Source organism: Solibacillus palustris (assembly GCF_022549215.1).
Lineage (GTDB): Bacteria > Bacillota > Bacilli > Bacillales_A > Planococcaceae > Solibacillus > Solibacillus daqui.
This window is the reverse complement of record NZ_JAKZFC010000009.1, coordinates 1-13,569: the sequence shown is the minus strand read 5'-3', so window position 1 is coordinate 13,569 and position 13,569 is coordinate 1. Positions and strand designations below refer to the sequence as shown.

At 37.6% G+C, this 13,569-nt stretch carries 15 protein-coding genes and 8 tRNA genes; 22 read left to right on the top strand and 1 reads right to left on the bottom strand.

The window, feature by feature from the left end; translation table 11 throughout:
- Positions 1-13 precede the first annotated feature (13 nt).
- Together LZ480_RS17350 and LZ480_RS17345 are read left to right on the top strand one after the other, a co-directional pair.
- The gene (locus tag LZ480_RS17350; RefSeq protein ID WP_241370800.1) at positions 14-493 is read left to right on the top strand and encodes a PH domain-containing protein; all 480 of its coding nucleotides are present in this window, start codon (positions 14-16) and stop codon (positions 491-493) included.
- Positions 486-1,955, top strand: a complete 1,470-nt coding sequence (locus LZ480_RS17345; protein ID WP_241370799.1) for a PH domain-containing protein — start codon at positions 486-488, stop codon at positions 1,953-1,955. The genes LZ480_RS17350 and LZ480_RS17345 overlap by 8 nt, the downstream gene beginning before the upstream one ends.
- 39 nt (positions 1,956-1,994) lie before the next feature.
- On the opposite strand, the gene LZ480_RS17340 is transcribed toward LZ480_RS17345, so the two are convergent.
- Positions 1,995-2,618, bottom strand: coding sequence for a rhomboid family intramembrane serine protease (locus LZ480_RS17340; RefSeq protein WP_241370798.1), 624 nt, complete (start codon positions 2,616-2,618; stop codon positions 1,995-1,997).
- Positions 2,619-2,703: 85 nt separating this feature from the next.
- On the opposite strand from LZ480_RS17340, the gene acpS reads away from it, so the two are divergent.
- The 20 genes from acpS to LZ480_RS17240 all read left to right on the top strand — a co-directional run bounded on the left by acpS (position 2,704) and on the right by LZ480_RS17240 (position 13,486).
- Positions 2,704-3,057, top strand: a complete 354-nt coding sequence (gene acpS / locus LZ480_RS17335) for a holo-ACP synthase (RefSeq protein WP_241370797.1) — start codon at positions 2,704-2,706, stop codon at positions 3,055-3,057.
- Positions 3,058-3,123: 66 nt separating this feature from the next.
- A complete protein-coding gene (locus LZ480_RS17330) occupies positions 3,124-4,122 on the top strand; it encodes a LolA family protein (protein WP_241370796.1) in 999 nt (332 codons plus the stop codon).
- Positions 4,123-4,167: 45 nt separating this feature from the next.
- Positions 4,168-5,286: an alanine racemase gene (alr, locus tag LZ480_RS17325; RefSeq protein WP_241370795.1), complete on the top strand. Its 1,119-nt coding sequence runs from the start codon at positions 4,168-4,170 to the stop codon at positions 5,284-5,286.
- A 167-nt stretch (positions 5,287-5,453) separates the two neighbouring features.
- Positions 5,454-5,741, top strand: coding sequence for a transcriptional regulator (locus tag LZ480_RS17320; protein WP_241370794.1), 288 nt, complete (start codon positions 5,454-5,456; stop codon positions 5,739-5,741).
- Between the two features lie 4 nt (positions 5,742-5,745).
- Positions 5,746-6,096 (top strand): type II toxin-antitoxin system PemK/MazF family toxin, encoded by a 351-nt coding sequence (locus LZ480_RS17315; protein ID WP_241370793.1) that lies wholly within the window; start codon positions 5,746-5,748, stop codon positions 6,094-6,096.
- Between the two features lie 419 nt (positions 6,097-6,515).
- Positions 6,516-6,914 carry an anti-sigma regulatory factor gene (locus tag LZ480_RS17310; RefSeq protein ID WP_241370923.1) on the top strand — a complete coding sequence of 133 codons (399 nt, stop codon included), beginning with the start codon at positions 6,516-6,518 and terminating at the stop codon, positions 6,912-6,914.
- 16 nt (positions 6,915-6,930) lie between these two features.
- Positions 6,931-7,926 (top strand): PP2C family protein-serine/threonine phosphatase, encoded by a 996-nt coding sequence (locus LZ480_RS17305; RefSeq protein ID WP_241370792.1) that lies wholly within the window; start codon positions 6,931-6,933, stop codon positions 7,924-7,926.
- A 72-nt stretch (positions 7,927-7,998) separates the two neighbouring features.
- Positions 7,999-8,331: an STAS domain-containing protein gene (locus LZ480_RS17300; protein WP_241370791.1), complete on the top strand. Its 333-nt coding sequence runs from the start codon at positions 7,999-8,001 to the stop codon at positions 8,329-8,331.
- Complete coding sequence (gene rsbW, locus LZ480_RS17295; RefSeq protein WP_305037336.1) at positions 8,331-8,798, top strand: anti-sigma B factor RsbW; 468 nt, start codon at positions 8,331-8,333, stop codon at positions 8,796-8,798. The genes LZ480_RS17300 and rsbW overlap by 1 nt, the downstream gene beginning before the upstream one ends.
- Positions 8,776-9,561: an RNA polymerase sigma factor SigB gene (sigB, locus tag LZ480_RS17290; RefSeq protein ID WP_241370789.1), complete on the top strand. Its 786-nt coding sequence runs from the start codon at positions 8,776-8,778 to the stop codon at positions 9,559-9,561. The genes rsbW and sigB overlap by 23 nt, the downstream gene beginning before the upstream one ends.
- A 129-nt stretch (positions 9,562-9,690) precedes the next feature.
- Complete coding sequence (locus LZ480_RS17285; RefSeq protein ID WP_241370788.1) at positions 9,691-11,862, top strand: Tex family protein; 2,172 nt, start codon at positions 9,691-9,693, stop codon at positions 11,860-11,862.
- Between the two features lie 229 nt (positions 11,863-12,091).
- Positions 12,092-12,559 carry a SprT family protein gene (locus LZ480_RS17280; RefSeq protein WP_241370787.1) on the top strand — a complete coding sequence of 156 codons (468 nt, stop codon included), beginning with the start codon at positions 12,092-12,094 and terminating at the stop codon, positions 12,557-12,559.
- Between the two features lie 189 nt (positions 12,560-12,748).
- Positions 12,749-12,824, top strand: a tRNA-Asn gene (locus LZ480_RS17275).
- A 6-nt stretch (positions 12,825-12,830) separates the two neighbouring features.
- Positions 12,831-12,905 (top strand) — tRNA-Glu (locus LZ480_RS17270).
- A 25-nt stretch (positions 12,906-12,930) separates the two neighbouring features.
- Positions 12,931-13,006, top strand: a tRNA-Asp gene (locus tag LZ480_RS17265).
- Between the two features lie 4 nt (positions 13,007-13,010).
- Positions 13,011-13,085, top strand: a tRNA-Gln gene (locus LZ480_RS17260).
- A 6-nt stretch (positions 13,086-13,091) separates the two neighbouring features.
- A tRNA-Lys gene (locus LZ480_RS17255) sits at positions 13,092-13,167 on the top strand.
- Positions 13,168-13,221: 54 nt separating this feature from the next.
- Positions 13,222-13,307: transfer RNA gene (locus LZ480_RS17250), tRNA-Leu, on the top strand.
- A gap of 14 nt (positions 13,308-13,321) precedes the next feature.
- Positions 13,322-13,398: transfer RNA gene (locus LZ480_RS17245), tRNA-Arg, on the top strand.
- Between the two features lie 14 nt (positions 13,399-13,412).
- Positions 13,413-13,486, top strand: a tRNA-Gly gene (locus tag LZ480_RS17240).
- Positions 13,487-13,569 lie beyond the last annotated feature (83 nt).

Here is a 13,569-nt window from a genome sequence, read left to right as displayed (position 1 = left end):
AGGTGTAAATAAAATGAGAGCACAACCACAAAACCAATTACCGAAAAAAGCGGTAACTGTTTGGCGTTTGTATGGATTTTTTCAAACGATGATTTTAGCATTACTTGCAGCTGGTGCCGTATTTCTAACAATTAAATTCAATTGGCCAGTATGGATTCAATGGCTCATGATTGCAATTGTTGTATTATCAATCATTTGCTCAATTATAATTTTCCCGAATATTCGTTGGAAAATTTGGCGCTATGAAGTACGTGAACAAGAAATTGAAATTCAAAGCGGCTTATTTATTGTGACACGTACTTTAATTCCGATGGTGCGTGTACAGCATGTTGACACAGAGCAAGGTCCGATATTAAAAAAATACAATTTGGCAAACATTTCAATATCGTCAGCGGCAACAGTTCATACCATTCCGATGCTAGAGTTAGAATATGCGGATATGTTACGTATGAAAATTTCGGAATTAGCAAGGGTGGCGGATGATGATGTCTAATGAAAAATTTAAACTTCATCCTGCGGCAGTTTTAATTAATGTTGTGAAGGCACTGAAGGACCTATTAGTGCCAATTGCTATCATTATAGTGGCGAATGGATTTAACTTTAATTTTGATTACCGTAGTAAAGACTTTTTTGGAGAAATGGTACCATTAATGATTCTATCTGTTGTTTTACTTTGGACGATCATTAATGGGGGAATTAAATGGTGGACTTTCGTTTATTGGTTTGAGGATAGTGAACTCCGCGTTGAATACGGTCTATTTGTAAAAAAGAAGCGATATATTCCATTTGAAAGAATTCAAAACTTAAATTATAAAGAAGGTATATTTCACCGAATTTTTAAGCTTGTTGAAGTACAAATTGAAACAGCTGGTAGCAAAAATGGGAAACCAGAAGCGGAATTAACAGCTGTAACACGTGCAGCAGCCGATGAAATTGAAATTCGAATGAAGTATGCGAAAAAACAACAAGCTATAATAGAAGAAAACGAACAGACGATTATTGAAAAAGTTCCGTCAACGGTCGTACATAAAATGCAAATTCCGGAGCTATTGTTACTTGCGACGACATCAAGTGGTATGGGAGTAGTGCTAGCGGGGGTATTTGCAGCTGTTTCGCAATTTGCGGAGTTTATACCGTTTGATGCGATCTATGATGAAGTGGCATTTTTGATAAAATATAGTTTTATTGCGGTGGCGATTATTATTGCGCTCGTACTACTTTTAACGTGGGTTATTTCGGTTGGTTTTACATGTTTGAATTACTATAATTTCACGGTGTCAAAAGAGCAAGAACGATTAATTATTACTCGTGGCTTAATTGAAAAAAAGCGTGTGACTATTCCGTTGAACCGCGTTCAAGCTATTAAAATTGTTGAAAATCCATTTCAACAATTACTAGGTCTTGCTTCAGTAGCGGTAGAAAGTGCTGGTGGCGGTTTTAGCGGAGAACCAAATAAAAAAATTATTTTGTTTCCGTTAATTGCAAAGAAAGGGCTACTTACACCGCTTGAGGAACTGTTCCCAGATTATGATTTTTCATTATCCTCACATGTGAAGCCGCCAAAAAAAGCACTTCCATTTTTTTATCGAATTGATTTTATCTGGTTTGTGCCGCTCGTTGGACTTATTTCGTACTTCTTTTATCCGTATGGCTTAATGTCGTTATTACTAATAGTGCCGATAATTTTATTAGGTAGATGGCAGTTCAAAACAACAGGCTACACACTTTACGACAACCAAATTACGATTGTGTCTCGTGTAATTAGTCGAGTTACTTTTCTTGCGGTGAAAAAGCGTATTCAAGTGACACAAGGCCGTCAAACCTATTTTCAAAAACGACGCGATATTGGTTCGGCGAAAATTGTAGTGATGTCTGGAATGACAGGAGCATCGGCTACAGTACGTCATATTGACCAGCAAGAAGTTGAAAAGATATTATGTTGGTATGAAAAATAAAAAAGACCGCTCTCGTTTTGGGGCGGTCTCATTTGCTTTCTATTTTACACGTCGAATATTTTTTTCGCGCCAACGTACCATATTTTTCGGGTTGAAATAGACAATTCCTAAAATAAAGCCGGCAATTAGCCCTCCAAGATGGGCAGCGATATTAATATTTGGCATTAAAAATGTCATAATAACACTAATGACGATTAACGGTAAGATGATTTGCTTTAGCTGAGGGAATAAATGCCTTGTGTAATAGACAAGAGCGGCAAATGCACCGAAAATCCCATAAAGCGCACCACTTGCACCAACACTTGCATAGGTCGGTTCTTGCGTTAAAAATGTTGCTGCATTACCAAAAATGCCGGCTAAAAAGTAGATTGTTAAAAAGCGCATCTTGCCTGCAATTTTTTCGAGCTCAGGACCAAATAAAAATAATGAAAACATATTAAAAAGCACATGGGTAAAGCCTACGTGTAAAAACATAGATGTAATGATGCGCCACCATTCACCTTGAGCGATCAAACCATTTACGCTCATTCCAGTATATAAAAGTCGCTCACCAAAGCCAGGAACTAATGTCAGTAAAAAAACGATGAAATTGATGGCAATAATTGACGACACAACTGGATATAACGTAATGAATTGTTTAAAATTTTCTCTACGAATAAACATATTCCACCTCGATAATGTCCTACAAAAAACGAATTATTTTTATTATACATTGGAATATTACGTAAAAGAAAGGGAGAGCCTTCAAATGATTAAAGGAATAGGATTAGATTTAATTGAATTAGAGCGTATCGAAAAAATGATGTTGCGCTCAAAAAAGTTTGTCGAACGTATATTAACCGTAAGAGAGTTAAAAATTTTTGAACCGCTTTCGCACGCACGAAAGGTCGAGTTTTTAGCGGGGCGATTTGCAGCGAAAGAAGCGTACTCTAAAGCAAATGGAACAGGGATAGGGAAAGACTGCGAACTGATGCAAATTGAAATATTAAAAGATGAGATAGGGAAGCCCGTGCTTTACTTTGACGGAGAACTGGTGAATGGTTTTATTTCCATTACACATACGAAAACGACAGCTGCTGCACAAGTAATCTTAATGCAATAATACATACATGCCTTCTTTCTTTCATATGTTGTTTTATCGAGAACAGATGAAGGAAAGGGTGGAGCAGTGAAAATTCGATTGCTCGTAGTTGTCGCATTTTGTATTTTTCTAGCGGCTTGTGGCAAGGTGACGCAGGAAGAAGTGATTGAAGATGTCAATAAAAAGTGGAGTGAAGCAAAAGGCTACGAATTAACGGCATCTATGGAAGTAAAAACAGGAAGCGAACCGAGGATTTATGATGTAAATGTATGGCATACGAAACCAGATTTTTACCGTGTATCGGTTAACCCACAAGGTGAAACAGAGCAGCAACTAATTGTTCGCAATGAAGAAGGGGTTTTTGTTGTTACACCAGCATTACGTAAAACACATAAGTTTCAAAGTGAATGGCCGAAGCAAAATGGCCAGGGGTATTTAATTGGTGCGTTAGCAGAAGATTTAATAGCGGATAAAAATTTAGTAATGACAGAAGATGAAGAAAACTTTGTATTTGAACTTGAAACGCGAAATGTGGACCGTACTGCATTACCGGTTCAACAAATTTCAATTAACAAAAAAACGATGTTGCCTACAAAAGTGAGTGTGTTAGACGGGGAATTACAAGAGCAAGTTGTTATTCAATTTAAAGATATTAAATTAGGTGTACAACATAAGGCAGAAGAATATGCTGTAGAAAAATTTTCAGATAATGAGGAAAAAAAGGCAGCTAGTGCCGATATAGTTAACACAGAGTTCAAAGTATATTATCCAACTGTGGATTGGGCTCATACAAAATTAACAGAAGAGCTTGAAGTGCAGGAAGATGGAAATTCACGTGTCATTTTAACATTTGAAGGGGAAAAGCCATTTACAATGATGCAACAGCCAATAAATTATAATGAAAGTATACTACCTGTGTTTTCTACAGGAGATCCGGCTGATTTAGGGGATACGATCGGCGCTATTACAGAGCATTCGATTCAGTGGGACAAAGATGGCATGTCATTTTTCATTGCATCGACAAAACTTTCAAAAGAAGAATTATTAGAAGTAGCAGCAAGTGTTCAAGAAGGTAGCCAAAAATAATTTACGAAATTATGTTTAAATTTACAAAAAGAGGGTAAAATTATAATGGATATTCAAACAAATTATCGACCTACAAAAGCAGTAATCGATTTACAAGCAATTGAACATAATGTTGCGTCATTACGTCAGCACCTCCAACAAGGTGTGCAAATTATTGCCGTCGTAAAGGCAAACGCATATGGGCATGGTGACGTTGAAGTCGCAAAAGCAGCAATCAAAGCAGGAGCGACAATGCTCGCAGTTGCAACGCCGGATGAAGCAGTACATATGAGAGCACATTTCCCAAAAACTGATATGCTAATACTAGGGGCAACACCACCTAACTTTATTCCATATGCTGCAAAGGAAAATATTACCCTTACTGTTTTTTCAACTGACTGGTTAGAGCGTGCGGCTGCATATTTACCGCAGTCACAACCAGTGAGGTTGCACATTAAAATTGATTCAGGTATGGGGCGTATCGGTGTGAATTCGAGAGAAGAGCTAATACCTTTATACGAATCGATCATAGCTTCACCGCATTTTATTTTAGATGGGATTTTTACACATTTTGCAACGGCTGATGAGGAAGATTCTTTGTACTTTGACAACCAAGTATCCTTATTTAAGGAATTGTTGATGGCATTGCCATCGAAGCCAAGACTAGTACATGTTGCAAATACAGCAACTGCGTTAGTAAAAGATACATCTTTACAATATGACGCAGTACGTTTTGGGATTTCAATGTACGGTTTACTTCCTTCATCATATATTGGAGAAATTTTACCTTTCCCGATTCAACCTGCTTTTTCGTTACAAACGGAGTTAGTTCATGTAAAGCAGCTTAAAGCAGGACAGTCATTAGGGTACGGCGCGACATTTACAGCAGAGGAAGATATTTATGTTGGTACAATTCCAATCGGTTATGCAGATGGGATGATTCGCAAGCTCAGTGGGCAAGAGGTACTTGTAGGTGGCGAGCGTACTAAAATAATTGGACGAATTTGTATGGATCAAAGTATGATTTTACTACCAAAGGCATATAATGTTGGAGAACCTGTTGTTTTAATCGGTCATCAAGGGCAAGAGAGAATTACGTTAGATGACTGGGCCAATAAGTTAGGAACAATTAACTATGAAGTACCTTGTGTAATAACAGCCCGAGTTCCTAGAGTATATAAGTAATTGTAATGTGAGTTTTGTCGAAATAATGCGGATTAAAATAAGTACTTTCACTTATTTGTCATTTCCTACTGCGAGAATTGTCAGTTTTTTTACTTTCTTGTCTTTTCTTCGTAGCCATTCAATGCTAGAATGGTATGGAAATGGAATGTTCGGTGGAGGTGCTTGTTTTGTACGCAAAAGAAATTATTGATCTAGAAGAAGTAGTAATTAATATTCCTAATGAGTTAATTGTACAATTTGAAAGTAAGTTTGGTCGTGGTACGAATAATGGTGGCATGATTACGTATTTAGCTGCTAAGGAATATACAAAGCATATGCAACCAAATCAAATACGGGAAGCTTTAATGAAAGGCTATGTGGAAATGTCGCAAATTAATCTGACGATTTGCAGTGAGTGCTTACATGCAGAATATGAAGCGGAACATATGGTGGAGCGTCTCGTAAGCGGGGGATGACAATTTGATTGTAAAACGTGGAGACGTTTTTTTTGCTGACCTATCACCAGTTATAGGTTCGGAGCAGGGTGGTACAAGACCTGTTCTTATTATTCAAAATGATATAGGTAATCGTTTTAGTCCAACAGTCATTATCGCTGCAATTACTGCGCAAATTCAAAAAGCAAAATTACCTACCCATGTTGAAATCGATGCTAAAAAGTATGGTTTTGAACGTGATTCGGTAATTTTGCTTGAACAATTGCGTACTATTGATAAATCTCGATTAACAGATCGAATTACACAGCTAGATGCCAAATTAATGCATGAAGTGGACATGGCACTTGGTATTAGTTTAGGACTTGTAAAATTTTAATACATAAAAAAAACATCGGAACATAATAGTTTCGGTGTTTTTTTAATAGGCTAAAATCAATACAATGCTAAGGGCTTTTATGATTCTTAATTAAAAGAATGGACACTATAAATCGAAAATCAATCTATTGCTCAGTATATCCTCTTAAAAAATCAATAATTTAAAAAAACAGTTAATTGAAGTATATTTTGGGGACAAATACCAAAATATATTATGCATTAACAAGTTTTAAATAGTGTAAAAAGTAGAATTATGCAGTAAAATGGAAAATAACCATCTGTATATTTTTGCAAAATTTAGATTATTCCTATAAATGACACAGAGAGTGATGAGGTTTGTTATAATTAATTGACTATTTAAAATTTTTATGTTACTCGTTAATTCCCCTAAAGAAAACTTAAGGAATTGGAGGCGCTATGATGGATTCAAAAGCTACCGTAGAGATTATAACAGAATGGGATATTGTAGCTGCACGCCAACTAGGAAGGAACGAAGCGAAGGCGATAGGCTTTGGTGCGGTAGATCAAGCTCGAATTACGACTGCAATTAGTGAACTTGCTCGAAATATTTATTTATATGCTCGTGCAGGAGAAGTAACGATGGAACGTATTAATGAAGGGGACAAAATGGGAATACGTATTATCGCTGCTGACAAAGGCCCCGGTATAAATAATTTAAAAAAAGTGATGGAAGATGGCTATTCTACCTCGGGCGGTCTTGGTGCAGGTTTACCAGGCGTCAAAAGGCTGATGGATTCGATGGATATTCAGTCAACTAAGGGTAAAGGGACAATCGTTGTAATTGAAAAATGGGTGTAGTAGGAAGTGATGATAATTGAAAGAATTACAAATTCAATATCAGAAAATATTATCTGATTACTTAGAAAATCAAACTGAACGAAATTTGTATATCGGACAAAATTTTATTCGACAATTGATTCAGAAAAAGGTAACGCCTGAAGAAGTGATTAATATTCATAAATATGCGATTGAACATATTTATCCGAATTTGTCGGAGGATGTTTCACATAGCTTTGATTTTTTAATCGAAATCATGGTGCATTTTGGGCTGACATTAAAAGAGCATCAAAGTTTACTAGAACAACAAGAAGAATTACGAATTGAGATGAATGTAGCAACGAAAATTCAAGATATGATTCTTCGGACAACAATTCCGAAAATTGAAGCCATCGATATTGGTATGGTGTCCATTCCGATTCGTAAAATGAATGGCGATTATGTGCATTTTTTAAGTAATGATGAACATTATGTTAGCGTGGCTGTGACAGATGTAGTAGGCAAAGGTGTACCAGCAGCGCTATGTATGTCAATGGTTAAATATGGTTTGGATACGTTAGAATATGCAACGAATGAGCCATCGTATATTTTAGGTGTTTTAAATCGCATCATTGAAAAAAGTGTTGATGATAGTATGTTCGTCTCGATGTTTTATGGCACATATGATGTTGAAAACAGTCTGTTTACATATGGTTCTGCTGGTCATGAGCCGGCAATTTACTATTGTGCGAGTGAACAAACTTTCTATGATTTAGAGTCTAAAGGTTTGTTGTTAGGTGTAATGCCTGAAGTTAACTACCCTCAATATGAGATTGAAATGGGGGACAACGATTTTATTTTAATGATTACTGATGGTGTGACCGATTTCCGCAAACGGGGAGATATAGATCCGCGTGATGTCATAAAAAAATTGGCGTTAAGTTATAACCATCTTACGGCACAAGAAATGTGTGAGCAAATGTACGCTTATTTAAAAGCTATGCCAGAATTTGATTTAGAAGATGATTTTACTGTGGTTTTTATAAAAAAATAATCTCAGAAAATGGGTTTAATTACACGAAAAAAGGGAATTTTAATATAATTCAGTAGATGGAGGTGTCTAATAATGAATGTCAATGTTCAGTTTAGAGAAGATGGCAACGTGCTACGAGGTTATATTGAAGGGGAAATCGATACGTTTACAGCCCCTATATTACGTGAAGAGTTAGAAACCGTTAGAGTTGTAGAAGGACGAAAGATTGAGTTAGATTTATCGAACGTGAATTATATGGATAGTACGGGTTTAGGAATTTTCGTGGCATTTTACAAAAAGATAACACGTGAAAACGCATCGTTAAAATTAGTCAATTTATCTAGTCGTTTAGTACGGTTATTTGAGATTACAGGATTAAGTGAATTAATGAGTATTGAAACCGACGAGGAGTTGGAGATGAAATGATGAAAGCATTTGATTATATCGAAATCAGAGTGCCGGCTAAATCGCAATATGTTAGTGTCATTCGTTTAACGATTTCTGGTTTAGCTGTGCGTGTTGGATTCACTTATGACGAAATAGAAGATTTAAAAATTGCAACAAGTGAAGCGGTAACGAATGTTGTTCATCATGCTTATAAAGGCGAAAGTGGAGAAGTAGTAATTGGCTGTGCACTTTACGATGACAAAATTGAAATTATGGTAGCAGATTACGGCGTAAGCTTTAACTTTGAAGAAGTAAAATCAAAAATCGGCCCATATCATGAGGATGAAAACGTAGCACTTTTACGTGAGGGTGGATTAGGGATTTACTTAATGGAATCTTTAATGGATGAAGTGAAAATAAATAATGAAGGCGGCGTAACGGTTTTCATGACAAAGTATGTCTCGAGAGAGCAGGTGAAGGGGAATGTCGAAAGAATCACTACCTAGAAATTCATCAAAAGAAGAAGTACTAAATTGGATTGCAGAATTTCAAGAGCATACCAGCGAGGAATCACAGACAAACTTAGTACTTCATTATCAACAATTAGTAGAGTCAATTGCTCGTAAATATTCTCATGGTAAATCTTATTATGATGATATTGTACAAGTTGGTATGCTTGGCTTATTAGGTGCGATTCGACGATTTGATCCTTCTTTTGGCAGAAGCTTTGAAGCATTTGCCGTGCCAACAATAGTTGGTGAAATTAAACGGTTTTTACGAGATAAAACATGGGATGTTCATGTACCAAGGCGAATTAAGGAGCTTGGACCACGCATTAAATCAGCAGTAGAAGCACTAACAACAGAGTTGCAGCGTTCACCTTCGATCTGTGAGATTGCAACTTATTTAGAAGTGCAAGATGAAGACGTGCTTGAAGCGATGGAGATGGGGCGTAGTTATCAAGCGTTATCGATGGATCATTCGATTGAATCAGATTCAGACGGTAGTACAGTTACCTTATTCGATGTCGTTGGTAAAGAGGATGACGGTTATGAAATAACGAATCGTCGTATGATCGTAACGGATGTAATGAATGTGTTAAATGAGCGCGAGCGTCAAATTATCCAATTTACCTATTTGGATCAGCTAAGCCAGAAAGAAGCTGGTGAACGACTTGGCATTTCACAAATGCATGTTTCGCGTATTCAGCGCAAGGCGATAAAAAAATTACAAGAAGCTATTGTTTCAAGTGGCGGAATATCATCATAACCGTTTAGAGTCTACTGATTTTTTGCACAAGTGGACTTTTTTTTTGTGGGTGAAATTGCGAATTTTCAAGAGTAACAACGGATTGTTAGTGGTAAACTAAAAGGAGTTCAAACGTAAAGGAGTGGCACGATGGAACAGAAGAAAATGCTACAAATGATTGCACAAGATGCAAATGTACAACCAAAACAAGCACAAGCAGTTATTGACTTATTAGAAGAAGGGAATACCGTACCGTTTATTGCGCGTTATCGTAAAGAAGTTACAGGTTCTCTAGATGAAGTACAAATAAAAGCCATTGAAGATCGCTATCATTACATACAACAATTAGAAACGAGAAAAGAAGAAGTAGTACGCTTAATTGCTGAGCAAGGCAAGTTGACAGCAGAATTACAACAAGCCATCCAAGCGGCAACAGTATTACAACGTGTTGAAGATTTATATCGACCATACAAGCAAAAACGACGTACGAAAGCAACGATTGCCAAAGAACGTGGGTTAGAACCACTAGCTGAGCACATATTAAAATTTACAAAGCAATCAGTAGAGCAACTAGCTGCTAGTTATATAAACGAAGAAAAAGGTGTTACATCTATAGAAGATGCATTAGCAGGTGCGCGTGATATTTTAGCGGAGTATTTTGCAGATGATGCCACAATTCGTGAAAAGCTGCGTAAATTATCTTGGCGTGAAGGTAAGCTCGTAACAGCTGTAAAAAATGCAGAAAAAGACGAAAAACAAGTATTCGAAATGTATTATGAATACGAAGAGCCGGTTTCTCGTATAGCACCTCACCGTACATTAGCAGTAAATCGTGGGGAAAAGGAAGACATATTGCGTGTAACAATTGACGTACCTATCGAGAAGGCAACAACACAAATGGAATTGCACTTCATTCCGAAAAACTTTGTTGGTCCATCTGTCGAACAAGTGACATTAGCGATATTAGATAGCTATAAACGCCTGATTAAACCGTCCATTGAAAACGAATTGCGCTCAGAGTTAACCGAAAAAGGTGAAACACAGGCAATTCATATTTTCTCGGAAAACTTACGTAACTTATTACTACAACCACCAATGCGCGGTAAAATGGTATTAGGTGTTGACCCGGCTTATCGTACAGGCTGTAAATTAGCTGTAGTTGATGAAACAGGGAAAATGATTGAAATTGGTGTAATTTATCCGCATACGACATCAGATACAACGAAATCAAAAGCAACGATTATAAAATTATTGAAAAAGTATCCAATAAGCATTATTGCAATTGGAAATGGGACCGCTTCACGTGAGACAGAGCAATTTATTGCGGAAGTGTTAAAAGAAATAGATGAGCAGGTTGCATATGTAATTGTCAATGAGGCGGGAGCTTCCGTTTATTCAGCTTCAGATGTAGCACGTGCTGAGTTCCCGGATTTACAAGTAGAGCAGCGTAGCGCAGTATCGATTGCACGTCGCTTACAAGATCCCTTATCTGAATTAGTAAAAATTGAACCAAAAGCAGTTGGTGTCGGACAATATCAGCATGACGTATCTCAAAAACAGCTAGCTGAATCACTAACATTTATCGTAGAGACAGCTGTAAACCAAGTAGGTGTTGATGTAAATACAGCGTCAGCTTCACTGTTACAATATGTTTCGGGCTTATCAAAAACGGTAGCAGAAAATATCGTAATAATGCGCGGTGAAAACGGAAAATTCACATCACGTGCGCAACTGAAAAAAATTCCACGTTTAGGTGCAAAAACTTATGAGCAAGCAATCGGTTTCTTACGTATCCCAGAGGCAAAAAATCCACTCGATACTACAGGTATTCACCCAGAAAGTTATAAGCTGGCTGAAGCAATTTTAGAGGCGGCTGCATTAACAAAAAAAGACGTTGGTACACCAAAGGCAGAACAAGCGATTAGCGAATTGAGTTTATCAGAATTAAGTGCAACACTAAATGTTGGTGAAGTAACATTAAAAGATATTGTAGATACTTTAATGAAGCCATCTCGTGACCCGCGTGATGCATTCCCACAACCGCTACTAAAAACAGATGTCTTACAAATGGAAGATTTACAAGTAGGGATGGAATTACAGGGAACCGTACGTAACGTAGTAGATTTCGGCGCATTTGTAGACATAGGTGTGAAGCAAGATGGCCTTGTGCATATTTCGAAACTTCAAAAAGGTCGCATCAAGCATCCTCTAGATGTAGTTGCATTAGGGGACATTGTAACCGTTTGGGTTGAAAAAGTAGAAGCAAATAAAGGGCGTATTTCCTTAACAATGCTTCCACCCGAACAACAATTAAACGTTTAAAATTTGCTAGAGTTCTTTATAATTGAAGGAAATGTTTGAGAACTAATTTTAGAACATTTCTTTCGAGTGGATGATGGATACTAGCGCGGTGTTGTCATTCACCCATTAAATTCTCACCAACACAGTTGCACCACTTAAAGCGAATTATTAATACATGATAAGAGCACTGTCCAAGGAGCATTCACTTTTTGGGCAGCCTCTTTATTTTTGGGGAAATGGAGTGATGGTGATGACAGATGAGCAAGCACAACAGCTAGTTGAACAATTATCTATACAGTATTTTAATCGGCCTTTTATACACAAGGCTTATTTTAATAGTCGCTTAAAATCAACAGGTGGCCGCTATATGTTGACTAGTCATAACATTGAACTAAATAAAAAGTTGTATGATCATTTTGGAATAGTAGAGTTAGAGGGAATCATTTTACATGAACTATGTCATTATCATCTACATATTTTAGGGATGGGATATCAACATCGAGATGCCGATTTTAAAAATTTGTTAAAGCGTGTAGGTGCACCGAGGTTTTGCTCTCGTATTGAACCCCCTATCACTATTAAGAAGAAAGCGGTCATTTATTTTTACCGTTGTGTGAAATGTGGGCAAGACTATAAACGAAGAAGAAAGATGGATGTTAGTAAATATTGCTGTAGTATTTGTCAGGGGAAAATTAAATTCATAAAAAGTGAACTTTAATGTGAATTGGGTGTTTAAATTTAATTTATAGGGAGAAAATACCCTTTATCGTCATATAGAAATAAAATTTATATAATAGGTAGTGATTTTTTTGTTGGAAAAAATCAATAAAAAGTATTGACGAATCAATAGTCGGTCTCTATAATAGAAAAAGTCGACAAGATGATATCGACGAAACACAGTAATTATTCCGAAGTAGCTCAGTTGGTAGAGCATCCGGCTGTTAACCGGCAGGTCGCAGGTTCGAGTCCTGCCTTCGGAGCCATTGTATGGCCCGTTGGTCAAGTGGTTAAGACACCGCCCTTTCACGGCGGTAACACGGGTTCGAATCCCGTACGGGTCACCACTTAATTTTATAGTTTTTTACTTATGGTCCCGTGGTGTAGCGGTTAACATGCCTGCCTGTCACGCAGGAGATCGCCGGTTCGATCCCGGTCGGGACCGCCATTTTTGGGGTATAGCCAAGCGGTAAGGCAACGGATTTTGATTCCGTCATGCCCTGGTTCGAATCCAGGTACCCCAGCCATTACGAGAGCCATTAGCTCAGTCGGTAGAGCATCTGACTTTTAATCAGAGGGTCGAAGGTTCGAGTCCTTCATGGCTCACCAGTTTTCATATTGACAAAAATTCTCGGAGTTGTATAATGAGAAATGTCAGATGAAGCGGTCGTGGCGGAATGGCAGACGCGCTAGGTTGAGGGCCTAGTGGGGGCAACCCCGTGGAGGTTCAAGTCCTCTCGGCCGCACCAAGTAATCATTTTATGCGCCCGTAGCTCAATTGGATAGAGCGTCTGACTACGGATCAGAAGGTTATGGGTTCGACTCCTGTCGGGCGCGCCATAATAATTTAATATGCGGGTGTAGTTTAGTGGTAAAACCTCAGCCTTCCAAGCTGATGTTGTCGGTTCGATTCCGATCACCCGCTCCAGTTTTAAAAAAACTTTTTAAAAACTGTTGACATCTGAAAGTAGATGTTGTAGAATTTGAGAAGTTGTCCCCTGTGACAACGAT

Coding starts and splice junctions, on each gene's coding strand:
- LZ480_RS17350 (WP_241370800.1), top strand. CDS start 14: ATGAGAGCACAACCACAAAACCAATTACCGAAAAAAGCGGTAACTGTT.
- LZ480_RS17345 (WP_241370799.1), top strand. CDS start 486: ATGTCTAATGAAAAATTTAAACTTCATCCTGCGGCAGTTTTAATTAAT.
- LZ480_RS17340 (WP_241370798.1), bottom strand. CDS start 2,618: ATGTTTATTCGTAGAGAAAATTTTAAACAATTCATTACGTTATATCCA.
- acpS (WP_241370797.1), top strand. CDS start 2,704: ATGATTAAAGGAATAGGATTAGATTTAATTGAATTAGAGCGTATCGAA.
- alr (WP_241370795.1), top strand. CDS start 4,168: ATGGATATTCAAACAAATTATCGACCTACAAAAGCAGTAATCGATTTA.
- LZ480_RS17310 (WP_241370923.1), top strand. CDS start 6,516: ATGGATTCAAAAGCTACCGTAGAGATTATAACAGAATGGGATATTGTA.
- LZ480_RS17300 (WP_241370791.1), top strand. CDS start 7,999: ATGAATGTCAATGTTCAGTTTAGAGAAGATGGCAACGTGCTACGAGGT.
- rsbW (WP_305037336.1), top strand. CDS start 8,331: ATGAAAGCATTTGATTATATCGAAATCAGAGTGCCGGCTAAATCGCAA.
- sigB (WP_241370789.1), top strand. CDS start 8,776: ATGTCGAAAGAATCACTACCTAGAAATTCATCAAAAGAAGAAGTACTA.
- LZ480_RS17285 (WP_241370788.1), top strand. CDS start 9,691: ATGGAACAGAAGAAAATGCTACAAATGATTGCACAAGATGCAAATGTA.
- LZ480_RS17280 (WP_241370787.1), top strand. CDS start 12,092: ATGACAGATGAGCAAGCACAACAGCTAGTTGAACAATTATCTATACAG.